Raw genomic sequence first — 23,782 nt, 5'->3', positions numbered from 1 at the left:
GCGCCGATGGTACTGCACTCGACAGGGTGTGGGAGAGTAGGACACCGCCGAACACCCGTTAACCGAAAGGGGACCCAACATATTGGGTCCCCTTTCGTGCGTTGTATGAGAGGAATGACTGTGTCGGAGAATGGCGACGAGCGTCGGTCCTTCCGTGGGGGAGGAGCGCCTCGATCAGGTGGCCCCCGTCGTGACAACGACGGGCGTGGATCACGCGGCGCTGCAGGCGGAGACCGCCGCGGTGGTGCCGGAGACAACAACCGTGGCGGTGCTGGAAACAGTAACCGCGGCGGCGGATTCAACGGCGGACAGCGTCGCGGCGGCGAGGGTGGGTTCACCCCTCGTGGACGCGATGGCGACCGCAACCGTCAGCAAGCACGACCTGACGAACCGGATTTGCCCGACAACGTAGAGCCCACGGAGTTGGACCCGGCCGTTCGTCGGGATCTGCTCAGCCTCGACAAGGACAACGCCAACACGGTTGCGCGTCACCTCGTCATGGCGGGCAAGCTCGTCGACGAAGATCCGGAACTCGCACTGCTCCACGCTCGCGCTGCCCGTCAGCGCGCCGGCCGAATTGCGGTCGTTCGTGAAGCCGCCGGAATCACCGCGTACCACGCCGGTGAATGGGCTGAAGCTCTCTCCGAGCTTCGTGCTGCCCGTCGAATGGCTGGCGGACCGGGTCTGATCGCTGTCATGGCCGACTGCGAACGCGGTTTGGGTCGACCCGAACGCGCGATCGAGCTCGGCCGTAGCGACGAGGCTGCCCTGCTTTCGGGCGACGAGGCGTCTGAGTTGAGGATCGTCGTCGCGGGCGCCCGCATGGATCTCGGTCAGTTCGACCAGGCAGTTGTCACACTGCAGACCAAGGATCTGGACGCAGCGCGTACCGGTGAAGCTGCGGCTCGGCTGTTCTACGCCTACGCCGATGCCCTCGTTGCAGCTGGTCGTGTCGAAGACGGACTGAAATGGTTCCTCAACGCTGCAGCTGCTGACCTCGAGGGTGACACGGATGCTGAAGAACGGGTGGCCGAGTTGACCGGAGAAGATCAGTGACCGTGCTTCGTACTCAGTACGACGTACTTTTGCTCGATCTCGATGGCACTCTGTACGCCGGAGCTCATGCGATTCCCGGCACCCAGGCCGCTCTCGGTCAGGGCACGCAGGCCTTGTACTACGTGACCAACAATGCGAGTCGCTCGCCTTCGGCAGTGTCGGCGCATCTGACCGAACTCGGTTTCGATTCCGAAGACGATCGTGTCGTCACCAGTTCTCAGACGGCAGTGCGTCTGCTGTCGGAGCGTCTCGAACCCGGTGCCGCTGTGCTCGTCGTCGGTACCGACGCATTGGCCGACGAGGTGACGCGCGTCGGGTTGCTTCCGGTGCGCGAATTCGCGGATTCTCCGGTTGCTGTCGTTCAAGGACATTCGACGGAGACCAACTGGTCGATCCTTGCCGAGGCGTGCTTGGCGATCCGGGCCGGTGCGCTGTGGGTAGCGGCAAACCTGGACACAACACTGCCGTCGGAGCGGGGTTTGGTGCTGGGCAACGGCTCGATGGTGGCAGCTCTACGCGCTGCGACCAAGCAGGAACCGTTGGTGGCAGGTAAGCCTGCTGCACCGCTGATGGAGGACGCGCTCGCTCGCAGCGGGTGCTCGCGTCCACTGGTGGTCGGTGATCGTTTGGACACCGATATCGAAGGCGCACAAGCTGTTTCGATCGACTCGTTGTTGGTTCTCACCGGTGTGAGCACGCCGGGTGACGTACTGCGGGCTCCGGTTGAGCAGCGCCCCACCTACATTGCAGCAACTCTGGATTCGCTCAATCAGCCGGCCGTCGAATCGCTGGTCGGTGCGGACTCCAAGTGGTCTGTCTCCGTGAACGGGTCGGCGCTGGTTGTCGACGGCCCGGTTGTCGGGGACGAGATGTCGCTTCTACGCGCGGTTGCGCCTGTCGCATGGGCTAATCCGTCGTTCCGGACCCTGGAAGCGTCGGATGCCGGCGTGGCGGATCTGTTTGCATCCTGGCTCGTCTGATCTCTCGCAAATGTGTTCGACTCGCGGGGGTGCGGGTGTATGCGTAACCGAGAGTCATGCACTAACGTTGTGCCCGATGAGCACGCCGACACCGCACCCCGGAAACACGAGTAACGGATCTCCGTTGCCCGGGCCACGCCCTTCCGTCGATCCGGAACGCATACGTTCTGACGTCGACGGTTTGCTGGCGCACCTGGGCGGCATCGAACAGGATCCGAACGATCAGCACGGAGCAGGTGTGATTCCGCAGAAGGCACATATTTTGGAACAGGCACACGAGGTGCTCGTCCAGGCACTCGCCTCTGTGGACAGGGCTTGACGTGGCACGTAGAGCACGGGTGGACGCCGAACTTGTCCGTCGCGGACTCGCACGGTCACGAGATCATGCGCAAGAACTGATTTCCGCCGGGCGAGTTCTCATCTCGGGAGCCGTTGCGACCAAGCCTGCGACGGCGATCGAAGCCGGAACGCCACTTCGGGTCGTCGAGGTGGAGCAGGAAGTTTCGTGGGCGTCGCGAGGTGCTCACAAACTGATCGGCGCACTCGACGCCTTCGGTGCCGAAGGATTGACGGTCGAAGGTCGCCGTTGCCTCGACGCCGGCGCATCCACCGGTGGGTTCACCGATGTTCTGCTGACGCGTGGTGCGAAGGAAGTTGTCGCAGTCGACGTCGGCTACGGACAACTGGTGTGGCGCCTGCAGTCCGATGACCGGGTGCACGTCATCGACCGAACCAATGTTCGTGCAATTGATGCAGAGACCATCGGCGGAACTGTCGATCTCGTTGTCGCGGACTTGTCGTTCATTTCTCTCAAACTTGTACTCGGGGCGTTTGTCGCCTGTACTGCTGACGGCGCGGACCTGGTTCCGATGGTCAAGCCTCAGTTCGAGGTGGGCAAGGACCGCGTCGGTGCCGGTGGCGTCGTACGAGATCCGGAATTGCGAATCTCGGCTGTGCTCGACGTGTCGGAGGCTGCTGCAAAGGTAGGTCTGCGGACGTTAGGTGTTGTGGCCAGCCCATTGCCCGGTCCGTCGGGAAATGTCGAGTATTTCCTGTGGCTTCGAAAGACAGGTTCGCCCGGTGATCACGAGCCGGACACCGAGGGAATTCCTTCGGTGGAGGACATGATTCGCAAGGCTGTAGAGGAAGGGCCCCAGTGAACGCGGTCACGAACGGCGAGTCGCGCGAGATCCTTCTTGTCGCACACCCTGGTCGACGTGACATCACGGAAACCGCCAAACGAGTCGGGAAGATTTTCGAACGGGCGGGAATCGGGCTGCGAGTCCTCGTCGACGAAGCAGACAGCTCGCGCATCGAAGCAATGACGGAACCCGCGGGCTTCTCTGCGCCGGGTCTCGACGTCACGGTTGTTCATCCCGGCCCTGATGCTGCCGTCGGATGCGAGTTAGTTCTGGTTCTCGGTGGTGACGGCACATTTCTGCGCGCCGCCGAACTCGCTCAAGAAGCGTCCATTCCGGTACTGGGCATCAACCTCGGACGGATCGGATTTCTGGCAGAGACCGAGGCCGAGCATCTCGACGAGGCGCTCGCACAGGTAGTTCGCAAGGAATATCGCGTCGAGTCCCGTATGACACTCGACGTCGTGATTCGGGTGGACGACGAGATCATCGATCGCGGGTGGGCGCTCAACGAGGCCAGTATCGAGAATCGTTCGCGTCTGGGAGTTCTCGAAGTTGTCCTCGAAGTCGACGGCCGACCGGTGTCTGCCTTCGGTTGCGACGGTGTTCTCGTGTCCACTCCTACAGGCTCGACCGCTTACGCATTTTCCGCAGGCGGCCCTGTCGTGTGGCCCGAACTCGAAGCTTTGCTCGTCGTACCCAGCAACGCGCATGCGCTGTTCGCGCGGCCGTTGGTCACCAGCCCGAATTCGATCATCGCGGTGGAGACCGTCGCCGGTAGCCACGACGGCCTGGTCTTCTGCGACGGTCGTCGTACGTTGGAACTGCCTGCCGGCGCTCGCGTCGAGATCGTTCGCGGCGCCACTCCCGTCAAGTGGGTCCGGTTGGACTCTGCGCCCTTCGCTGATCGGATGGTTCGCAAGTTCGAGCTTCCGGTTACCGGATGGCGAGGAAGGAAGCCTTAATCGTGCTCGCAGAGATCCGTATCGACAGTCTTGGTGTGATCTCCGAGGCCAGCGCCCAGTTCCACGAGGGCCTGACCGTCCTGACCGGTGAAACCGGCGCAGGTAAAACGATGGTCGTCACCAGCTTGCACCTCCTCAGCGGAGCGCGAGCCGATGCCGGGCGGGTGCGGTTGGGCGCGTCGCGAGCCGTCGTCGAAGGACGATTCATCGCCGACGACGTCTCACCGGCCACCGAGCGTGAGATCGTCCGAATCCTGGAATCGTCCGGCGCCGAGCGCGACGAGGACGGGACCATCATCGCCGTCCGGACAGTCGGCAGCGACGGCCGCTCACGGGCTCATCTCGGCGGACGAAGCGTGCCGGCGGGAGTTCTCTCCGAATTCACGGACCCACTTCTGACTGTCCACGGACAGAACGATCAGCTGCGATTGCTTCGTCCCGACCAGCAACGCAATGCGCTGGACCGCTTCGGGGACAAGGCAATCGGAACGCTGCTGACGAGGTACCGCAAACACCGTCGTGAATGGCTCGATGCTCGTTCGGAGTTGATCGAACGCACGTCGAAGGCTCGTGAACTGGCGCAAGAAGCAGATCAGTTGACCTTCGCGCTCAACGAAATCGACGGCGTGGCACCCGAGCCAGGCGAGGACACGGCGATAGTTGCCGAAGTTCGACGACTCAGTGAACTCGATTCGCTCCGCTCGGCTGCGGAAGAGGCGCACGCTGCGCTCGCCGGTAGTGACGACATGGCAAGCGGCGACGTCGGGGTCATGCCGGCGCTAGACCTGATGTCCGAAGCGCGGGCGCGTATCGAGTCGGTCACCGACGCAGATCTGGACGGCCTCGGTTCCCGGTTGGCCGACGCTATTGCCGTCGTCACCGATGTTGCCGGTGACCTGAACACCTATCTGTCCGGGCTGCCCGCAGACCCGGGTGCGCTGGACTCTTTGCTGTCGCGGCAATCGGAACTGAAGACTCTGACTCGCAAGTACGCCGCCGATGTCGACGGGGTTCTCGAATGGGCAGATACCGCTCGCGCTCGTCTGTCGAAACTCGACGTGTCCTCGGATGCGTTGTCGCTGTTGGCCAAGCAGGTCGAGGAGACGGCTGGCCTCACCGCGGAAGCCGCCACAAAGCTGAGCGCCGCGCGAGTCAAGGCAGCGGCAAAGCTCGCCAAAGCCGTCAGCGCGGAACTCGCCGGTCTGGCGATGGGACGTGCGGGTCTCGAGGTGACTGTGCGTTCGCAGCCTGCCGGCCCGCAGGACTCGGCGCCGCTCAGCGTCGGGGGAGTAGACCTTCATGCCGGGTCTGCCGGCGTCGACGAGGTGGAATTCCGTCTGTCTGCGCACAGCGGGGCACCGTCACTTCCGATCAGCAAGAGCGCTTCCGGTGGCGAGCTGTCACGCGTCATGCTGGCGCTCGAGGTTGTTCTCGCTGGTAGCGACACCGGCGCGACGATGGTTTTCGACGAAGTGGACGCGGGGGTCGGTGGTCGCGCTGCTGTCGAGATCGGCCGCCGATTGGCGAAACTTGCTCGTACGCATCAGGTTATCGTCGTCACCCACCTTCCGCAGGTTGCTGCGTTTGCCGACACCCACCTCGTGGTGGACAAGGTCGACGACAAAGGCGGCGTGGTGAGCAGTGGCGTGCGGACCTTGTCGGATTCGGATCGGGTGGTCGAATTGGCCCGTATGTTGGCAGGGCTGGACGACACCGAGACCGGTCGTGCGCACGCCGAAGAACTGCTCGAGATCGCGAATGCGGCCCGCGTCACAGATTGAAGGTTCTGTGGTGTTGGTGTGACTGATGTGGTAGTTGTCGGCGCGCCTCCACCGGTCAACGCGGTTTCAGGTTCATCATCGAAGCCATGAAGATGCCCGGATTGCTCTCACGTAACACCGAATCCTTGCCTGGGATCAGTGGCATCGCCAGGGCCGATCGGAACACGGCGAAGCTTCTACGCCGCGTCGGTCCTGGAGACATCGTGATCCTCGACGAAGTCGACATCGATCGCCGGACCGCCGATGCTCTGGTGAAAGCCGGAGTCATGGCCGTGGTCAACGCGTCGCCGTCGATTTCGGGGCGGTACCCCAACCTCGGACCGGAAGTGATCGTCGCCAACGACATCGTTCTGATCGATGCCGTAGACGGTGACGTCTTCAAGAACGTCAAGGACGGCAGCAAGATCCGCCTGCACGAGGGCGAGATCTTCAACGGCGAGAAGAGTCTCGTCAAAGGCGAAGAGCAGACCGAGGCCGAGATCTCCGATCGGATGATCGAGGCCAAGACCGGCCTGGTCGATCACCTGGAAGCGTTCTCGGGTAACACCATCGAGTTCATCCGCACCGAAAGTCCTTTGCTGATCGACGGAATCGGTGTTCCGGACATCGACATCGACCTGAAGGATCGCCACGTCGTGGTCGTCTCCGACGGACCCGAACACGAGGCAGATCTGAAGAACCTCAAGCCCTTCATCAAGGAGTATTCGCCGATCCTGATCGGTGTCGGCGCAGGTGCGGACGTGTTGAGCAAGGCCGGATACCGCCCCGATCTGATCGTGGGCGACCCGGAAGAGATCACCAGTTCCACCCTCAAGTCCGGCGCGGAAGTTGTTCTGCCCGCAGACCAGGACGGTCATGCGGCGGGGCTTTCCCGAATCCAGGATCTCGGGATCGGGGCGATGACGTTCCCGGCGACCTGCTCACCGACCGACCTTGCGTTGCTGCTCGCCGATCACCACGGAGCTTCACTGATCGTGACGGTCGGCAACGTGGTGTCCTTGGACGAGTTCTTCGACCGTGGGCGTCGTGAAAGCAATCCGTCGGCGTTCATGACACGGCTCAAGGTGGGACCGAAGCTGGTCGACGCCAAGGCTGTGGCAACGCTGTATCGAAGTCGAGTGTCCGGCGGCGCGATCGCGCTCCTGGTGCTCGCCGCCCTGGTGGCAGTGATCGTCGCCCTGGTCGTGTCCAATGCCGGTAGTGAAGTTCTCGACTGGGCAATCGCAACGTGGAACAGCTTCGCGCTGTGGGTTCAGGGGCTCTTCAAGTGATTTCGATGCGTCAACATGCAATTTCCATAGCGGCAATCTTCCTGGCACTCGCGATCGGCGTGGTGCTCGGTTCCGGAATGCTGTCCAGTGGATTGCTTTCGGGTCTGCGCGACGACAAGGCGGACCTGCAGAACGAGATCGAAGACCTCAATCAACAGTCCAATCAGCTTCAGCAGCAACTCAATTCCGCGGACGGCTTCGATGCCGCTGTCGGCGGTCGCGTCGTGCGTGACAGTCTCGCTGGTCGCACCGTCGTCGTCATCACGGCACCGGACGCGGATCCCAGTGATCTCGACGGTGTCAACCGACTCGTCACTGCCGCCGGCGGTGCCGTGACCGGACGCGTCTCGCTCACCGATTCGTTTGTCGACGCCACGGGCGGTGACCGCTTGCGGACCGTCGTCACCAATGTCATCCCTGCGGGGATCACCCTCAAGACCGGTGCGGTCGATCAGGGCAGTCTCGCGGGTGATCTGCTCGGTTCGGTTCTGCTTCTCAACGGGCAGAACAGCGAACCGCAGAGCACTCCGGACGAGATGAATCTCGCGCTCGACTCGCTGCGTAGCGCCGGTTTCATCAGCTACGACGACGGAGCGGTCAAGCCGGCTCAACTCGCCGTGGTTCTCACCGGCGACAACAAGAGTGAATCCGACGCAGCCACGGGTAACCGCGGCGCCGTCATCGCCCGGTTCGCCGGTGCTCTCGACGGACGCGGCGCAGGAACGATTCTTGCGGGCCGGCCTGGCTCGGCCGAGGGCAGTGGTCCGGTTGCCGTCGCTCGTGCGGACGCGGCGCTCTCAGCGGGCTTGACGACCATCGACAACATCGATCGGGAGTCGGGCAAGATCACCACGCCGTTGGCGCTGCAGGAACAGTTGAACGGCGGCGCCGGCCGCTACGGCACGGGACCGGGAGCGGCGGCGGTCACCGTCGGCGCACCCACCAACTGAACACCCCGGTATTGATACGCCGGTCACATCGGGGGCGGAAAGTCGGCGCGTTGTAGGCACCGACCCCCGATAGGTGTTACCGTGAAATCCCGTGGGTCGGCAGGCCCCAGCATGCTTCATCAGACCAAGCCCTGCACAGTCGTCACGGGAGCCCCTTTGCCACAGTCACGCACTAACACGCGTACCGCCACCAAGCACATCTTCGTCAGCGGAGGTGTAGCTTCCTCGCTCGGCAAAGGTTTGACCGCCTCGAGCCTGGGACAGTTGTTGACCGCGCGGGGAATGCGCGTGACCATGCAGAAGCTCGATCCCTATCTCAATGTGGATCCGGGCACCATGAACCCCTTCCAGCACGGCGAGGTCTTCGTTACCGAAGACGGTGCCGAGACCGACCTCGACGTCGGACACTACGAGCGGTTCCTCGACCGTGACCTCTCCGGCCAGGCGAACGTCACCACCGGCCAGGTTTACTCGACGGTCATCGCCAAGGAACGCCGCGGCGAGTACCTCGGCGACACCGTTCAGGTCATCCCGCACATCACCGACGAGATCAAGCGTCGCATCCTCGAGATGAGCGGTCCGGATCTGCAGGGACACCGCCCGGACGTCGTGATCACCGAAATCGGTGGCACCGTCGGCGACATCGAATCGCAGCCCTTCCTCGAAGCCGCTCGCCAGGTCCGCCACGACGTCGGCCGCGACAACGTCTTCTTCCTGCACGTCTCCCTCGTGCCGTACCTCGGCCCCTCCGGAGAGCTCAAGACCAAGCCCACGCAGCACTCGGTTGCGTCGTTGCGCAGCATCGGCATTCAGCCCGACGCGCTGATCCTTCGTTGCGATCGTGACGTTCCGCAGGGCCTCAAGAACAAGATCGCCCTGATGTGCGACGTGGACGTCGACGCCTGCATCTCGACGCCCGACGCTCCCTCGATCTACGACATCCCGAAGGTTCTGCACCGTGAGGGCCTCGACGCTTACGTCGTTCGCCAGCTCGGACTCCCGTTCCGCGACGTCGACTGGACCGTGTGGGGCAACCTCCTCGATCGTGTTCACCAGCCGCGTGAGACGGTGCGCGTCGCATTGGTCGGCAAGTACGTCGACCTGCCCGACGCATACCTCTCCGTCACCGAGGCACTGCGCGCCGGTGGATTCGCGAACCGGTCCAAGGTCGAGATCTCCTGGGTCCCGTCGGACGCCTGTGAGACCGAAGCCGGAGCGCAGGCTGCTCTCGGTGACGTCGACGGTGTTCTGATCCCCGGCGGCTTCGGCATCCGCGGCATCGAAGGCAAGCTCGGCGCGATCCGTTTCGCACGTTCGCGCAAGCTGCCGCTGCTGGGTCTGTGCCTGGGTCTGCAGTGCGTCGTCATCGAAGCTGCTCGTAGCGTCGGCCTCGACGATGCCAACTCGGCCGAGTTCGAGCCGGACACCAAGCATCCGGTCATCTCGACGATGGCTGATCAGGAAGACGTCATCGCCGGTGACGCCGACCTCGGTGGCACCATGCGTCTGGGTGCTTACCCGGCCGTGCTGACCAAGGGTTCCGTCGTCGCTCAGGCCTACGGAACCGAGGACGTTTCCGAGCGTCACCGTCACCGCTACGAGGTCAACAACACCTACCGCGATCGGATTGCCAAGTCCGGCTTGCAGTTCAGCGGAACCTCACCGGACGGTCATCTGGTCGAGTTCGTCGAGTACCCGCGTGAGCAGCATCCGTTCTTCGTTGCCACCCAGGCACACCCGGAGCTCAAGAGCCGCCCGACTCGCCCGCATCCGCTGTTCGCCGCCTTCGTCGAAGCAGCGTTGACGTACAAGCTCGAAGAGCGCCTGCCCGTCGACGTCCACGGTGACGAGAAGATCGACACCGCTGCCACCGAGACGGCGCTCGACGCTGCAGTCGAGAACGTGGAAAAGGTCTAGCCACAGATGAGCGATCCCGGTCGGCACGAATTCGACACCCTCGGCTCCAAGACTGTCTACACCGGCGCGATCATCGCGTTGCGCGTCGACACCGTTGCGATGCCTGGTGGTCAGCGTGCCGATCGGGAAGTCGTCGAACACCACGGCGCCGTTGCCGTCGTGGCACTGGACGAGCACGACAACCTGGTGCTGATTCACCAGTACCGTCACCCGCTCGGGCACCGGTTGTGGGAAATCCCTGCCGGTTTGCTCGACGCTCCGGGGGAGAGCCCGGTCGAGGCGGCAGCGCGCGAGCTGGGCGAAGAAACCGGACTCGGCGCCGATCGGTGGTCGGTGCTGGTCGATGTCGCTCTCTCACCCGGGTTCACGGACGAGGCAGTTCGCGTCTTCCTCGCCGAGGGGCTGCACGAGGTGGAGCGCGACGATCCCGAACACGAAGAAGCCGATCTCGAGATTTCGCGGGTTCCGCTCGCCGACGCCGTCGACATGGCGCTACGTGGCGACATCGTCAATGCCACAGCGGTATCGGGCATACTCGCGATCGCCACCGCACGCGCGACGGGCAAGCCGCTGCGCCCCGCCGACGCACCGTGGTCCGATCGTCCTCGCGCATTCGGAGAACGCAAGTCGCGAGCCTGAAGTGCTTGCCCGACAGGTGGACTCGTATCTCGACCATCTAGCGGTCGAGCGAGGATCTGCGCGCAATACTCTACTTTCCTATCGCCGCGACCTGAATCGGTACGCGGAGTACCTGCACGGACGCGGCATCGACGACGTCGCGGGCGTGACGGAGAACGACGTCACCGAATTCGTGACACATCTGCGCCTGGGTGACAAAGATGCCGGCGTCGTACCATTGGCGGCCAGTTCGGCAGCACGCACCCTGATCGCGGTCCGCGGATTCCACAAGTTCTCCGCCGCCGAGGGCCTGGTCGGTGTCGACGTGGCCCGAACGGTCAAGCCGCCGACGCCCGGACGCAAGCTGCCCAAGGCCCTGCCTCTCGACGACGTGATCGCCCTGCTCGACGCTTCGGGTGGCGGTGCGGCCGGTGACGGGCCCCGCGACCTGCGGGATCGCGCTCTGCTTGAGCTCCTGTACTCGACCGGAGCGCGAATCACCGAGGCGATCGATCTGGACGTCGACGACATCGATACCGAAACTCGTTCCGTGCTGCTCAAGGGCAAGGGCGGCAAGCAGCGGATCGTCCCCGTCGGCAGGCCGGCGATCGCCGCCGTCGACGCGTATCTCGTCCGCGGGCGCCCCAGCCTGGCGACGCGCGGTGTTCCTGCCCTCTTTCTCAACGCGCGCGGTGGACGCCTCTCGCGTCAAAGCGCGTGGCAGATACTTCAGGATGCGGCGGCGTCGGCCGGGATCAAGGCGGACGTCTCACCCCACACGCTCAGGCACTCGTTTGCCACACACCTGCTCGACGGCGGCGCGGACGTACGCGTCGTGCAGGAACTTCTCGGTCACGCTTCGGTAACCACGACGCAGATCTACACGCTGGTCACCGTCACCGCGCTGCGCGAAGTGTGGGCTCAGGCACACCCGCGTGCCCGTTAGGGGTTGGTTGGCTCATGCGTGTCTGCGAGACCATTCGGTGATGTAAGCGGTAGCGTTCAAGGAGCGCGAGCGGCCTCCACCGCAGTTTCGGGGGTTTGCCGGCGCCGAGAGCAACCGCCGAAAGAGTAGGGGAGCATCGGACCGTGTCGACATCGCAGCCACCAGCGGCGGAGTCCGCGCCGCCGCATGTCAATGCCCAACTCTTCGAGCGCGTGAACGAATCAGCACCAGCTGTACCCTCCGAACCAGAGGCGATGTTCGAAATAGATACGACGCCAGTAGCCTCTCCACCTGCGGAAACCCTCACCGTTTCCGCGGAAGAACTCGGCCCGACAGGTCGACCGGTCCGCGAGGTACCCCAACCGACACCGTTGGCGCACCACGGACCCGCGATGATCATCGCGATGTGCAACCAGAAGGGCGGCGTCGGCAAGACGACGTCGACCATCAACCTGGGTGCGTCGTTGGCCGAATACGGTCGCCGAGTGCTCCTAGTGGATCTCGATCCCCAAGGCGCGTTGTCTGCTGGACTGGGCGTCCAGCATCACGACCTGGAACTGACCGTCCATAACCTTCTGGTCGAACCGCGTGTGTCCATCGACGATGTGTTGATGCGAACTCGGGTCGACGGCCTCGACCTGCTGCCCAGCAACATCGACCTTTCGGCCGCCGAGATCCAATTGGTCACCGAGGTCGGACGTGAGCAGACCTTGGGACGCGTGTTGCACCCTGTTCTCGATCGGTACGACTACGTGCTCATCGACTGCCAGCCGTCGCTTGGCCTGCTCACGGTGAATGCACTGGCCTGCGCCGATTCGGTCATCATTCCGATGGAATGCGAGTACTTCAGCCTGCGCGGCCTGGCACTCCTCAACGACACCGTCGAAAAGGTGCACGATCGTCTCAATCCCAAGCTCGAGTTGGCCGGTATCGTCGTCACGATGTTCGACGCCCGGACTCTGCACGCTCGTGAGGTGATGGCGCGAGTCGTCGAGGTGTTCGGCGACGTCGTCTACGACACGGTGATCAACCGCACCGTCCGATTCCCCGAAACCAGCGTCGCCGGTGAGCCGATCACGACGTGGGCGCCGAAATCGGCTGGGGCCGAGGCATATCGAGCATTGGCCCGCGAGGTCATTCACCGGTCTGGTCGTTAGTGGAACTGATTGCATCGCAAGAAGATTCGGTCGAAGTCGAGCCGGATTCGATCGACCCGAACGTGCCGACCGACGCTCAGACCGCAGCCAAGGCTGCCGGTTTCCGAGTCACTCTCCGGAACTTCGAAGGCCCGTTCGATCTGCTGTTGAACCTGATCAATCAACGACAGCTCGATGTCACCGAAGTCGCCCTGCACACCGTCACTGACGATTTCATCGCATACACCAAGGAACTTGGCAGTGCGATGGGCCTCGATCAGACAACAGAGTTTCTGGTCGTCGCAGCTACGCTTCTGGACCTGAAAGCGGCCAGGCTGTTGCCCGCCGGGCAGGTCGAGGACGCGGAGGATCTGGCGCTTCTCGAAGCCCGCGACCTTCTCTTCGCGCGACTGCTGCAGTACCGGGCGTACAAACAAGTTGCGGCGCTGTTCGGTGAGTTGGAGGAAGCAGCGCTGCGGCGCTATCCGCGCTCGGTTGCCGTCGAGGATCAGTTCACCGAACTCCTGCCCGAGGTGTTGTTGGGCGTCGATCCTCAGCGTTTTGCGGAGATCGCGGCGACGGTGTTCACACCGCGTCCGGTGCCGACGGTGGGCCTCGATCACCTCCATGTGTCCAATATCTCGATACCCGAGCAGGCTGAGCGAATTCTCGAGTTGCTGCGCGAGCGAGGCATAGGGGAGTGGACACCCTTCGGGGACCTCGTTGCCGAGTGTGAGATCACCGTCGAGATAGTCGCAAGATTTCTCGCGTTGCTCGAGTTGTATCGCAGGCAGGTCATTGTGTTCGAGCAACCCGAAGCACTCGGACCGCTGATGGTGAGTTGGACCGGAGACGACCCGGCCGCGCCGGTCACAGAGGAGGACTACGGATGAACGCCGAGCCGACGGAATCAGAGTCTTCGCAGCTAGACGAGATGATCGAGCCTACCGAACACGCCTCGGAGTCCGAAGATTCCGCCCCCGATTTCGAACTCGACGACGATCAACTCGACGCAGTGCTGGAGTCGCTTCTGCTTGTCGTGGATTCGCCGGCCGAAGTGAACCAACTCGCATCTGTCACCGGAACCGCGCCGGAACGAGTCGAAGAACGCCTGACGTCGATGTCGGCCGCATTGACCGCTCGCGGCAGCGGAATGGACCTTCGCTACGCGGGCGACGGATGGCGTCTGTACACGCGACAAGAGTTTGCCCCGTACGTGGAAAAGCTGCTATTGGACGGCGCACGCACCAAATTGACCAGGGCGGCATTGGAAACTTTGGCCGTAGTCGCATACCGTCAACCGTTGACTCGTGCGCGGATCAGTGCGGTACGAGGCGTCAACGTGGACGGGGTGGTACGCACCCTCCTTGCCCGCGGACTGATCGCGGAAGCCGGGCCTGACCCGGACACCAACGCGACACGGTACTCCACGACCGAACTGTTCCTCGAACGGCTCGGCCTGGCCTCGCTGAGCGAGCTCCCGGAGTTGGCCCCGCTCTTGCCTGATGTCGATCTCATCGACGACATCAGCGAAAGCCTGGAATCCGATCCGCGATTTGCGAGAATGAACAAGGCAGACGTGCCCGCTGACGTAGTGGACACCGAAGTCGACGACTGACCGGAATCCCGGCGCTCGTCAGCACCGAGAAAGACCCGACCACGCTCGGGAAACAGTAGAAAACTGACAGGAAAAAAGTGAACAATCCCGCTCGCCGAGATGGCACACCGGACCGTAACAACTCCCGCGACAACCGCGGCGCACGCAGCGATGCACCCCGTGGTGGACGCAGCAACACTTCCCGCAGTACCTCCGGATACGACCGCAACGCCGGATCCGACCGTCCCCGCACGGACGACCGTCGCGGTGGATTCAATGATGACCGTCGCCCGCCGCGCAGTGATGACCGTCGCCCGCCGCGCAGTGATGACCGTCGCCCCGCACGTACGGACGACCGTCGTAGTGGCTACAACGACGATCGGCGCGGCCCGCGCACGGACGATCGCCGCGGACCCCGCAGCGATGACCGCCGTACCCCCCACGTCGACGCCCGTCGCGCACCGCGTGGCGGCGCTGACCGTCGTAGTGACGATCAGCGCGGCGCACGCCCCGACGCTCCTCGTGGCGGCGCATGGTCGAACGCACCTCGTGGATCCAAGTTCGACGGACCTCCGCGCAAGCGCCCGGCAGCTCCCACACCGCCGGCGACCAACAAGCGTGGCAAGCCGAAGACCGAGAAGCCGCAGCGTGTCGTCTCTCAGAACCCGTTGGTCTCCAACGCCAAGCCGGCGCGTCACCAGCATGCCGAGATCACCAAGCACGACGGCCCGCCGAAGGGCGACGGCGTCCGCTTGCAGAAGGTGCTGGCTCAGGCCGGCGTCGCATCACGCCGTGCAGCTGAAGAGCTGATCGACCAGGGTCGCGTCGAGGTCGACGGCCGCATCGTGGTCGAACAGGGTCTGCGTGTCGACCCCGAGAACGCAGTGGTTCGTGTCGACGGCGTCCGCGTCGTCGTGCAGAAGGACCTCGTCTACCTCGCGATGAACAAGCCGCGTGGCTGGCAGTGCACCATGTCCGACGATCTCGGTCGTCCGTGCGTCGGCGACATCGTCTCCGAGCGCGTTCAGTCGGGTCAGCGACTCTTCCACGTCGGCCGCCTCGACGCCGACACCGAAGGCTTGCTCCTCTTCACCAACGACGGCGATCTGGCTCACCGCCTGATGCACCCGTCGTTCGAGGTTCCGAAGACGTACCTCGCCACGGTTCACGGCGTTGTCGAGCGCAGCACCGGCAAGCAGTTGCGCGACGGTGTCACCCTCGACGACGGTCCGGCCAAGGTGGACGCGTTCACCGTGCTCGAGATCAACGAGGGCAAGACGCTCGTCAAGCTGGTTCTGCACGAGGGTCGTAAGCACATCGTGCGTCGCCTCCTCGATGCCGTCGGTCACCCCGTTGTCCGTCTGGTTCGCACCAACGTCGGAGTTGTCGCCCTCGGCGATCAGCGTCCGGGAACGCAGCGCGTCCTCGGACGTAGCGAGGTCGGTGGACTGTACGAGGCGGTCGGCCTGTGACCGATTCGTCCATGCCGCTGGTAGTCGCTATGGACGGACCGTCCGGAACCGGCAAGTCCAGCGTCTCTCGCGCGTTGGCGCAGCGTTTGGGCGCTCGCTACCTCGACACCGGAGCCACCTACCGGATCGCGACCCTGCACGTGCTGCGTCAGGGAATCGATCTGGCGGATTCCGCCGCGATCACGGCCGCCGTTGCGGCGTTGCCATGGTCCATCGGTACCGATCCGAGCAGCGAGCAGGTGCATCTCGACGGCGCGGACGTCAGCGAGGAGATCCGCGGCGACGCGGTAACCAAGGCTGTCTCCGCGGTGTCGGCCGTACCCGAAGTTCGCGACCTGCTGGTCGCCACTCAGCGTGAGTTGGCGGCGGGTGCGGACCGGATCGTCGTGGAAGGTCGCGACATCGGAACCGTCGTACTCCCCGATGCAGACGTCAAGATCTTCTTGACCGCATCGGCGGAAACCCGTGCGGCACGGCGCAATACGCAGAACATCGGCCAAGGCCGTGAAAACAATTACGAAGCGGTGCTGGCTGATGTGCAGCGCCGTGACCATCTCGATTCGACTCGGGCAGTGTCGCCGTTGCGCCCTGCCGACGACTCCATTCTGGTGGATACGAGCGAATTGGGAATTGAAGATGTGATCGCCAAGTTGCTGTTGGTGGTCAGCGACAGAACTGGAGCAGTGCAGTGAGCGACGATCTGGTAACCGAATATGCCGGTGACGGAACTTGGTCCGAGGAATCGGAGTGGGATTACGCCGATCTCGAAGCGGACGGCGAAGGCGAAGCGCACATTGCCGTCCCGACCTTGGCTGTTGTCGGTCGACCGAACGTCGGCAAGTCGACGCTCGTCAACCGCATCATCGGCCGTCGTGAAGCGGTAGTCGAGGACATCCCCGGCGTTACCCGTGACCGCGTCTCCTACGAGGCGAACTGGGCCGGACGACGCTTCCTCGTCCAGGACACCGGCGGATGGGAGCCCGACGCAAAGGGTCTTCAGCAGGCCGTTGCCCGGCAGGCCGAGTTGGCCATGGGAACGGCTGATGCCATTCTCCTGGTCGTCGACGCTGTTGTCGGCGCTACGGCGACGGACGAAGCTGTGGCTCGCGTGCTTCGCCGCTCGAAGACTCCGGTCATCCTCGTTGCCAACAAGGTGGACGACGGACGCACCGAGTCCGAGGTTGCAGCGCTGTGGTCGTTGGGCCTCGGTCAGCCGTACTCCGTGAGTGCGACCCACGGCCGCGGCACCGGCGACCTGCTCGACGAGGTTCTCGAGAAGCTGCCGGAAACCCCGCGTGAAGGTATCCCCGGCGGCGGTCCGCGTCGTGTTGCTCTCGTCGGAAAGCCGAATGTCGGAAAGTCCAGCTTGCTCAACAAGCTGTCCGGTGACGAGCGGTCCGTCGTGCACAATGTTGCCGGCACCACCGTCGACCCCGTCGACTCCATCGTCGAACTCGGCGGGCGCCCTTGGCGTTTCGTCGACACGGCTGGTCTGCGCAAGCGTGTCAGCCATGCCAGCGGTGCCGAGTTCTATGCGTCGCTGCGTACGAAGAGCGCGATCGAGGCCGCTGAGGTTGCGATCCTGCTGATCGACGCACACGAGCCGATCACCGAGCAGGACCTGCGTGTTCTGAGCATGGTGGCCGACACGGGTCGTGCACTGGTGATCGCATTCAACAAGTGGGACCTCGTGGACGAGGACCGTCGACTCATGCTGGACAAGGAAGTGGACCGCGATCTGGTCCGCGTTCCGTGGGCTCAGCGAGTCAACATCTCCGCCCACACCGGTCGCGCCGTGGCGAAGCTCGTGCCGGCTCTCGACACGGCTCTGGAGTCCTGGGACAAGCGCATCCCCACGGGTCGCCTGAACACCTGGCTCAAGGAAGTTGTGGCAGCAACGCCGCCTCCGATGCGTGGTGGTCGCCTTCCTCGCATCATGTTCGCGACGCAGGCAAGCACACGCCCGCCGACATTCGTTCTCTTCACCACGGGCTTCCTCGAGGCCGGCTACCGCCGCTTCATCGAGCGGCGTCTGCGTGAAGAGTTCAACTTCGACGGCAGCCCGATCCGCGTATCCGTCCGAGTGCGCGAGAAGCGTGATCGTAAGGGCCGCTGATTCTGCGTCCAATTCGGTACTGAAACGGCTCTGACCAGCCGATTGGTACTTCGGCCCGTCCCTGATGTAATCTTTCCAAGCGCCCGAAACAAGGGCGTGGGACGGGCTGTGGCGCAGCTTGGTAGCGCACTTGACTGGGGGTCAAGTGGTCGCAGGTTCAAATCCTGTCAGCCCGACCGAAGTTAGATCAAAAAGGCAGTTTCTCAGAAATGAGAAACTGCCTTTTTTGTGCCTTCAGAGGTTCGGCAACGGATCGCGCGGGAAGTCCTGCGGTGACGTGATCTCCGCGTCGGCAGCGTTCACGACTGCAACATATTCTTCGTCGGTTTCGCGCTCATGAGAACGTCTGCTGGAAACGCGTAGTGGATCTCGTCGTCTGGATGCAAGTGGGAGCGAAGGCGCGCACGGACACTCGCGGAAACCGGCATGCGCGGAAGGCTAGCTCAGGTTCGCTGACTGAGGCGAATATTGTGAACGGCAACGGTTACTCCGAAGAGCGCGATCAGAATGGCGGTAAAGATTGCTGCCAACCACCACGGCGCCGAACCTGCTGTATTCAGCCAGATGGTCAGTGCACCGAAAATTGTAGTCGGAATGCCGACAGCACGAGACAGGTCGACGTTCCTCGGATTGACCGGCGGTGTTCTCCACCAATGAAGGCGATGTCCTCGATTCTCACGCAGCATTCGCAGGATGGACCAGACAGTAAGCGGCAGACCAATCGCGAGGATGACCATCCCGCCAATGATCGCCAAAGTGCACCCGTCTCGGAAGTACGTCACGGCAACGCCCACAACACCTGCAAAACCGATGGCCGTGAATACTTTCCACGCCGGGGTTATGGACTGGCCATGCGGTTGTGTTGCCATGCAAGCACCCTTCCACAAAACATAATCGAAAACTTCAACCCTGTTGCGGCCGTCGATTGTGCATCATGGTGACAATCAAACTCGGTAGGCCGTTAACTACTCCGAGTACAGCGACTGCGATACCCGCACTCAAGAGAGGTGCTGTCTCCCAATAGTTGTCGACGATGGCAGATGCTCCGATCAAGCTCGATACCCAGCCCGTGAGTTGAGCACGTCGGACATGTTGTGCCGCTCGCGAGGAGGTCGGTCCTACCGAGAGAGGTAATCTCCGCCCGTAGTCGCCGTGAGTTGCGAGGCGAGCGCCATAGATATGGGCACCAGTGGCAAGCGCCAGTGCTCCCCATGCGATCAACATAGTTTGATCCATTCTTTGATTAGCGTTGACGGTATCGACCTTCCACGCAGTTCGAGTCGTAATTGCTTTCTTCTCCGGAGCGCAATTTCGCCTACTGGCATGATCTCTTCGTATGATTGGGATTCGGATCGCGTGGGTTGTACTGGCGGTCGCCACCGGGATTCTGGGATCCGCGACGGCACAGTGGCCGCTGTACGAGATCACCGATTGCGAAATAGTCCTCGGCCCGCTCAGTTCTGCCGATTGTTACCGCTCGATTCACGACTACTTCGGGCGGGAGCTCTTCTTGGTGCTGGCGTTGCCGGTGGCTCTGTGCGTTATTCCAGCCGTGATCCCACGACCATTAGTTTCCTGGATCGTCTCGGCGACAATGCTTTGCGCTGCAGTACTGGGTTTCTTTACCGCTTTCAGCTCTGATATGCCTTCTCTGCTGTCGATGGTGGGGAGCCTCCCTGCTGCAGTGCTGGCATTGGTACTTGCTGCGGTGCATCAGGGGATCGCATTGCGCAACAAGGGCGCCATTGCGCGTGCGCGCAGTGGGGTTCGCGATACGCAGCCGAGTGAGTGATCAGTCGGGGCTGAAGAACAGTTCCATCGAGATCCAGAACCACGCCACCATTGCTGCCACAGAAAGGAACGCGAGCACCAATGGCAACGCGAATTGCCTGCCGGTGCGGCTGGGAATAGTCATAAGTCCGAGAATGACGAACACGGCGGCAGGCGCCGCCCAACTTATCCAGTAGGTGAGCGGTGGCGGGTTGGGGCCGAACGACGTGAACGAACGGTTCGGATAAAGCTGCGGCTGCGGGACATCTGCGAAATGTTGCCACAGGAGTACCAACGGCAGATAGCCGAACAGCCCGAGCAGAAGGCCGACGACGAGTCCCGCGAAGATTCGCTCGCCCCTCATCTCGATGCGCCCGTCGGAATCAATCGTTCCACCGCCTATGCCACTTCTGGAAAGTCACGAGCCTGCATCCGTAGTGCCCACGCCCGGGCCGCAACGAACGTCACGGCCAATACGAGCACCACCAGCAGTACGACTGCAATCCAGGTGGGAGCGGCGGTGGAAAAGCCCAGCTTCCACGCAGTACCGACACCTACAGTCGTCGCCGCCAACGCCCCGACCGGAAGCATCGCCGCGACCGCTCGCGTCGTGCGAACGGTAAGTCGATCCCCGGCAGCGCGGAGGACTCCGAACACGGCGGCGACCGAAATGCCATACGCCAGGAGACCGCTTACGGCATAGACCAGGAGCGGGGACCATCCGATATCAACCGACCCGGTGAATGCCATGCCGATCAAGACCAACAGGGGCGTCAACCCAAGCGTGACGCCTGCGAGGCCTGCCACCACAGTTGGAACCATTCGATTGTCCTGGCCTCCGGAGATTCGCACGCCCGCGAGGCGGAGCACGAACCCGGTCAGCGCGCCCAGAAGGGCGCCGATCACCGCAGCCTCGATGGGCCAGGTCCATTGCGATTCACCCGCGAAGCCCGAGATTGTGGTGCCACCCGAAAAGAGGGTGATCGTGGCGGACGCCTGTGCCGATCCCTGTGTCAGCGCCGCCGTGACGATGGCAACGGTCGCACCGAACAAAGCAAACCCGAGTGCCTGTTTCCACATCTAGCCATCTTGACCCATCCCGCGGGAGAATTCGGCACAACGGCAGTCTCATCCGGATGCCTTCTCACTGTGCAGATTGGGGCGCAGCCGACTTCGGCGATAATTGTGTGAAGGGGCTGGTGGTGACACCCTCGTCGTATCACCACCAGCCACGTTCGACACTCACGACCTGCTGTCACGCACGCAATCGGCGACGTGCTGCCAGTGCTGCCGGAAATCCGAGATCTGCATCGATCACTTCACCGGAGAGACGTTCCGAGATTTCGATCAGTCGACTGCATCCGGTCTCTCCGATCGCCTCGTACGGGTACGACCCCAGCACATCGGTCTGATGCTCAACCCGCTTCCGGCGATCGCGACCCACCTCGTTCAGGTGAAGCTCGGGGCCGTCTTCGAGCCATCCACGCGCCCGCACACCTTCGACGCCTTCCGCCCACTGATCGTTGTCCCATGCCCGGCTCATTTGCAGAGCAGCAGCAGGAACATCACCGGTTGCGGCGTGGACTACCAACGCTTCGACACCGTTGAGTCCCTCGGCGTGAAGAAGTGCGACATGAGAATCTCCGCGAAACTCCCGGAGCAAGGATTGGGCATGCCACAACACGAGATGAGGCTCCTCAGGCCACGGCAATGATGCGTGCCCACCGAACAGGGGTCGCCCTTGTGGTCTGTTGCAGGCGCGTTCCGCGGCTCGACGTGCGAGTTCGGCAGCTTCGCGAACTTCGGTGCCGTCGACATGTTCTCCCCAGGCCTTGCGCAGCGAACGGTCGACAGCGTCGAGTCGAGCGGTGAGGATCTGTTCGGGGGTGGCGATTGTCCAGGCTTCCGGCAGCACCGCGTGTACCAGTTCGGGGTTGAAGTTGAAGAACGTAGCGATGGTGACTTCAGCCGCTACTGCGCCCATGGGCGCAGACCGCGAAGCGAAGTAGCCCATTCGAGGGTGTGTAAAGCCCAGTGCGGCATATGCTTCCGCGCCGAAAGGGGTGAAGTAGATCATGCCGTGTATTGGTTCGGCTCCACGGAAGACGCGGCGCGCGGTTTCTGGTGCGATCGAGGTCATCGATAGTCCTTCATGCTGGTGGTGTGGTCTTCGAACAGTCGAGTCGGATGGTTGTTCTACGCGGCTATCTCCCTCTGACATACATGCGGTCCCGGACGGCATCACCCACTCGGTAGACGGCCAGGACGACCAATGAAATCAGAATGCCGGAGGGGAGAATCTGTTGTGGTGCACTCAAGATGTGCAGGTACGCATCGGATAAGTCACCGCCCCAACTCGGAGTGGGGGGCTGTATTCCCAACCCCAGGAATGAGAGTGCCGCCTGCGCGAGAAAAGTCAGGCCGGTGAGCACGGTCACCTGAACGACAACCGGCCCGATTGCGTGCGGAAGAAGATGACGCAGGAGCACTACGTGCGGCGGGCATCCTGAGAGTCGCGCGCTCAGAACGAAGTCTCGGTTCCTCGTTTCGCTGACCCCGGCAGCCAGAATTCTTGCAATTGTGGGTGCATAGACGACTCCGAGCGCTGACATCGACGTGATCAGGCTCGGCCCCAGAACACCGGTAATAGCCACTGCGAGAACCAAACCTGGGAATGCCAGCAATGCGTCCGCCACCCGGAGGAGTGACGCGCCGATCCAGCGTGGCCAATATCCGGCGATCAACCCCCACGGAATTCCCAACAGCAGACTGACAGCGACAGCGATCGCGACGCCGAAGAAGGCGGAGCGTCCTCCCCAGATCAATCGACTGAGCACGTCACGACCGAAGCCGTCAGTGCCAAGCAGGTGCTGTGCACTCGGACCGGCGAACGTGTTGGTCAGGTTCTGATCGGTCGGACTGTGCGGAGCCACGAACGAGGCCAAGACGGACGCCGCTATCAGCGTTCCGAGAAAGCAGTAGCTGAGCCATAATCCGGGGTGCAGTCGAGGGAGAGCCCACTTGGAGCGGGTCTCGCCTGCGGTGGTCAGCGCGAGTTGGCTCACGAGATCGTTCCATTCCTCAATTGTGGGCTGATCATGTTGTTGACGACGTCGACCAGGATGTTCACGAGAAGCACGATCACGACGAACAGCAACACAATGCCTTGAAGCATCGGATAATCTCGCGTGTCGATCGCAATGACGAGAGCGCTCCCGAGGCCCGGCAGCACGAAGATCTGCTCGAGAATGACCGTCGCACCCAGCATCGCCACGGCGAGCAATCCATAGACAGTGACAATCGTGGGAACGATGTTTCGTAGCGCGTAGCGCCACACGATCTTCCGCTCGTCGATACCCATCGCACGCGCAGTTCGTACGTAGTCACTTGACAGTGTCTCGATCATCGCAGCCCTGGTCTGCCGAACCGCAATCGATGCTGCGCCGGCAGCGAGCGCCGTTGCTGGTAGGACCAAATGGCTCAGGTTGTCGATCACACTGTTCTCGAGAGGAACCCAGCCGAGCACCGGTAGAACTCCCAAACCGAGGGCGAAGACATCGACCAGCACGATAGCGAGGAAGAAGTCCGGTACCGCGAGTCCGATCCCCGAAACCGTGCGGGTCAGACCATCGCTGCGTCGTCCCTGCCGCGTCGCGGTCCACACACCGAGCGGTATGGCGACGACGGCGGACAGTAACAGTGCGAGTACAACGAGCTCGGCGCTCGCCGGCAGGCGCGCAAGGATCTGTGGGCCGACGGGGGCGCTGTTCTGTAGCGACGTTCCCAGATCTCCGTGCAGAGCCGACACCACCCAGTTCCAGTACTGGACCAGCAGAGGTTGATTCAATCCGAGGCGCTCGTTGAGTGCCGCGATGGCTTCATCGCTGCCGTTCGGACCGAGAAGTGCCTCGGCTGGTCCACCGGGGATTATCCGGATAAGGGCAAAGGTTATGAAACTAGCGATAATCGCGGTAGGAATTATCTGTGCGAACCGGACGCCGATCATCCGTATGTAAGGATTCACCGGCGATCGGTGAGTGTTTCGGGTCGGAACGCTCTCAGGCTCGG

Annotated in this window: 24 protein-coding genes and 1 tRNA gene; 19 read left to right on the top strand and 6 right to left on the bottom strand. The window is 62.8% G+C overall.

What is annotated here, in order from left to right:
* Positions 1-114 precede the first annotated feature (114 nt).
* The 18 genes from QM609_RS26025 to QM609_RS25940 all read left to right on the top strand — a co-directional run bounded on the left by QM609_RS26025 (position 115) and on the right by QM609_RS25940 (position 18,120).
* Complete coding sequence (locus QM609_RS26025) at positions 115-1,056, top strand: tetratricopeptide repeat protein (protein WP_073513327.1); 942 nt, start codon at positions 115-117, stop codon at positions 1,054-1,056.
* Positions 1,053-2,036, top strand: coding sequence for an HAD-IIA family hydrolase (locus QM609_RS26020; protein ID WP_007731903.1), 984 nt, complete (start codon positions 1,053-1,055; stop codon positions 2,034-2,036). Before QM609_RS26025 ends, QM609_RS26020 begins: the two co-directional genes overlap by 4 nt.
* Before the next feature lie 76 nt (positions 2,037-2,112).
* The gene (locus QM609_RS26015; RefSeq protein WP_050656156.1) at positions 2,113-2,355 is read left to right on the top strand and encodes a hypothetical protein; all 243 of its coding nucleotides are present in this window, start codon (positions 2,113-2,115) and stop codon (positions 2,353-2,355) included.
* 1 nt (position 2,356) lies between these two features.
* The gene (locus QM609_RS26010) at positions 2,357-3,196 is read left to right on the top strand and encodes a TlyA family RNA methyltransferase (RefSeq protein WP_003946142.1); all 840 of its coding nucleotides are present in this window, start codon (positions 2,357-2,359) and stop codon (positions 3,194-3,196) included.
* Positions 3,193-4,140, top strand: coding sequence for an NAD kinase (locus tag QM609_RS26005; RefSeq protein WP_003946132.1), 948 nt, complete (start codon positions 3,193-3,195; stop codon positions 4,138-4,140). Before QM609_RS26010 ends, QM609_RS26005 begins: the two co-directional genes overlap by 4 nt.
* Before the next feature lie 2 nt (positions 4,141-4,142).
* A complete protein-coding gene (gene recN, locus QM609_RS26000; RefSeq protein WP_003946143.1) occupies positions 4,143-5,921 on the top strand; it encodes a DNA repair protein RecN in 1,779 nt (592 codons plus the stop codon).
* A gap of 86 nt (positions 5,922-6,007) precedes the next feature.
* Positions 6,008-7,192, top strand: coding sequence for a putative cytokinetic ring protein SteA (gene steA / locus QM609_RS25995; RefSeq protein WP_007731902.1), 1,185 nt, complete (start codon positions 6,008-6,010; stop codon positions 7,190-7,192).
* Positions 7,189-8,142: a copper transporter gene (locus QM609_RS25990; RefSeq protein WP_019748590.1), complete on the top strand. Its 954-nt coding sequence runs from the start codon at positions 7,189-7,191 to the stop codon at positions 8,140-8,142. Before steA ends, QM609_RS25990 begins: the two co-directional genes overlap by 4 nt.
* A 156-nt stretch (positions 8,143-8,298) precedes the next feature.
* Positions 8,299-10,059 (top strand): CTP synthase, encoded by a 1,761-nt coding sequence (gene pyrG, locus QM609_RS25985; protein WP_003946139.1) that lies wholly within the window; start codon positions 8,299-8,301, stop codon positions 10,057-10,059.
* 6 nt (positions 10,060-10,065) lie between these two features.
* Entirely contained in the window at positions 10,066-10,698 is a 633-nt protein-coding gene (locus QM609_RS25980) for an NUDIX domain-containing protein (RefSeq protein ID WP_042924674.1), read from the top strand.
* 1 nt (position 10,699) lies between these two features.
* Positions 10,700-11,623 carry a site-specific tyrosine recombinase XerD gene (gene xerD / locus QM609_RS25975; RefSeq protein ID WP_050656157.1) on the top strand — a complete coding sequence of 308 codons (924 nt, stop codon included), beginning with the start codon at positions 10,700-10,702 and terminating at the stop codon, positions 11,621-11,623.
* A gap of 143 nt (positions 11,624-11,766) precedes the next feature.
* A complete protein-coding gene (locus tag QM609_RS25970; RefSeq protein WP_003946138.1) occupies positions 11,767-12,780 on the top strand; it encodes a ParA family protein in 1,014 nt (337 codons plus the stop codon).
* Between the two features lie 50 nt (positions 12,781-12,830).
* Positions 12,831-13,652 carry a segregation and condensation protein A gene (locus QM609_RS25965; protein ID WP_046379919.1) on the top strand — a complete coding sequence of 274 codons (822 nt, stop codon included), beginning with the start codon at positions 12,831-12,833 and terminating at the stop codon, positions 13,650-13,652.
* 41 nt (positions 13,653-13,693) lie between these two features.
* Positions 13,694-14,377 carry an SMC-Scp complex subunit ScpB gene (scpB, locus tag QM609_RS25960; RefSeq protein WP_037127047.1) on the top strand — a complete coding sequence of 228 codons (684 nt, stop codon included), beginning with the start codon at positions 13,694-13,696 and terminating at the stop codon, positions 14,375-14,377.
* Between the two features lie 77 nt (positions 14,378-14,454).
* Positions 14,455-15,828, top strand: coding sequence for a pseudouridine synthase (locus QM609_RS25955; RefSeq protein ID WP_076949020.1), 1,374 nt, complete (start codon positions 14,455-14,457; stop codon positions 15,826-15,828).
* A gap of 11 nt (positions 15,829-15,839) precedes the next feature.
* Positions 15,840-16,520 carry a (d)CMP kinase gene (gene cmk / locus QM609_RS25950; RefSeq protein WP_179090808.1) on the top strand — a complete coding sequence of 227 codons (681 nt, stop codon included), beginning with the start codon at positions 15,840-15,842 and terminating at the stop codon, positions 16,518-16,520.
* On the top strand, positions 16,517-17,944 hold the full coding sequence (der, locus tag QM609_RS25945; protein WP_003946199.1) for a ribosome biogenesis GTPase Der: 1,428 nt from the start codon (positions 16,517-16,519) through the stop codon (positions 17,942-17,944). The genes cmk and der overlap by 4 nt, the downstream gene beginning before the upstream one ends.
* A gap of 102 nt (positions 17,945-18,046) precedes the next feature.
* A tRNA-Pro gene (locus QM609_RS25940) sits at positions 18,047-18,120 on the top strand.
* 267 nt (positions 18,121-18,387) lie between these two features.
* Here the strand turns inward: QM609_RS25940 and QM609_RS25935 are convergent.
* Positions 18,388-18,813, bottom strand: a complete 426-nt coding sequence (locus tag QM609_RS25935; protein WP_030537502.1) for a hypothetical protein — start codon at positions 18,811-18,813, stop codon at positions 18,388-18,390.
* A 467-nt stretch (positions 18,814-19,280) separates the two neighbouring features.
* Between QM609_RS25935 and QM609_RS25930 the strand changes: the two genes are divergently transcribed.
* Entirely contained in the window at positions 19,281-19,736 is a 456-nt protein-coding gene (locus tag QM609_RS25930; protein WP_050656159.1) for a hypothetical protein, read from the top strand.
* On the opposite strand, the gene QM609_RS25925 is transcribed toward QM609_RS25930, so the two are convergent.
* The 5 genes from QM609_RS25925 to QM609_RS25905 form a co-directional block, all read right to left on the bottom strand.
* Complete coding sequence (locus QM609_RS25925; RefSeq protein ID WP_042451032.1) at positions 19,737-20,078, bottom strand: hypothetical protein; 342 nt, start codon at positions 20,076-20,078, stop codon at positions 19,737-19,739.
* A gap of 35 nt (positions 20,079-20,113) precedes the next feature.
* Complete coding sequence (locus QM609_RS25920; RefSeq protein WP_050656160.1) at positions 20,114-20,794, bottom strand: hypothetical protein; 681 nt, start codon at positions 20,792-20,794, stop codon at positions 20,114-20,116.
* 175 nt (positions 20,795-20,969) lie between these two features.
* Positions 20,970-21,854: an SCO6745 family protein gene (locus tag QM609_RS25915; protein WP_063316365.1), complete on the bottom strand. Its 885-nt coding sequence runs from the start codon at positions 21,852-21,854 to the stop codon at positions 20,970-20,972.
* Positions 21,855-21,918: 64 nt separating this feature from the next.
* Positions 21,919-22,779, bottom strand: a complete 861-nt coding sequence (locus tag QM609_RS25910; protein WP_020969703.1) for an ABC transporter permease — start codon at positions 22,777-22,779, stop codon at positions 21,919-21,921.
* Positions 22,776-23,738: an ABC transporter permease gene (locus tag QM609_RS25905; RefSeq protein ID WP_158656594.1), complete on the bottom strand. Its 963-nt coding sequence runs from the start codon at positions 23,736-23,738 to the stop codon at positions 22,776-22,778. The genes QM609_RS25910 and QM609_RS25905 overlap by 4 nt, the downstream gene beginning before the upstream one ends.
* Positions 23,739-23,782 lie beyond the last annotated feature (44 nt).

Origin of the sequence: Rhodococcus sp. IEGM 1302, from assembly GCF_030056935.1 — a bacterium.
In the GTDB taxonomy this organism is placed as follows: domain Bacteria; phylum Actinomycetota; class Actinomycetes; order Mycobacteriales; family Mycobacteriaceae; genus Rhodococcus_F; species Rhodococcus_F qingshengii.
Note: the sequence above shows the minus strand (reverse complement) of the source record. Positions and strands in the feature narration are given on the sequence as shown.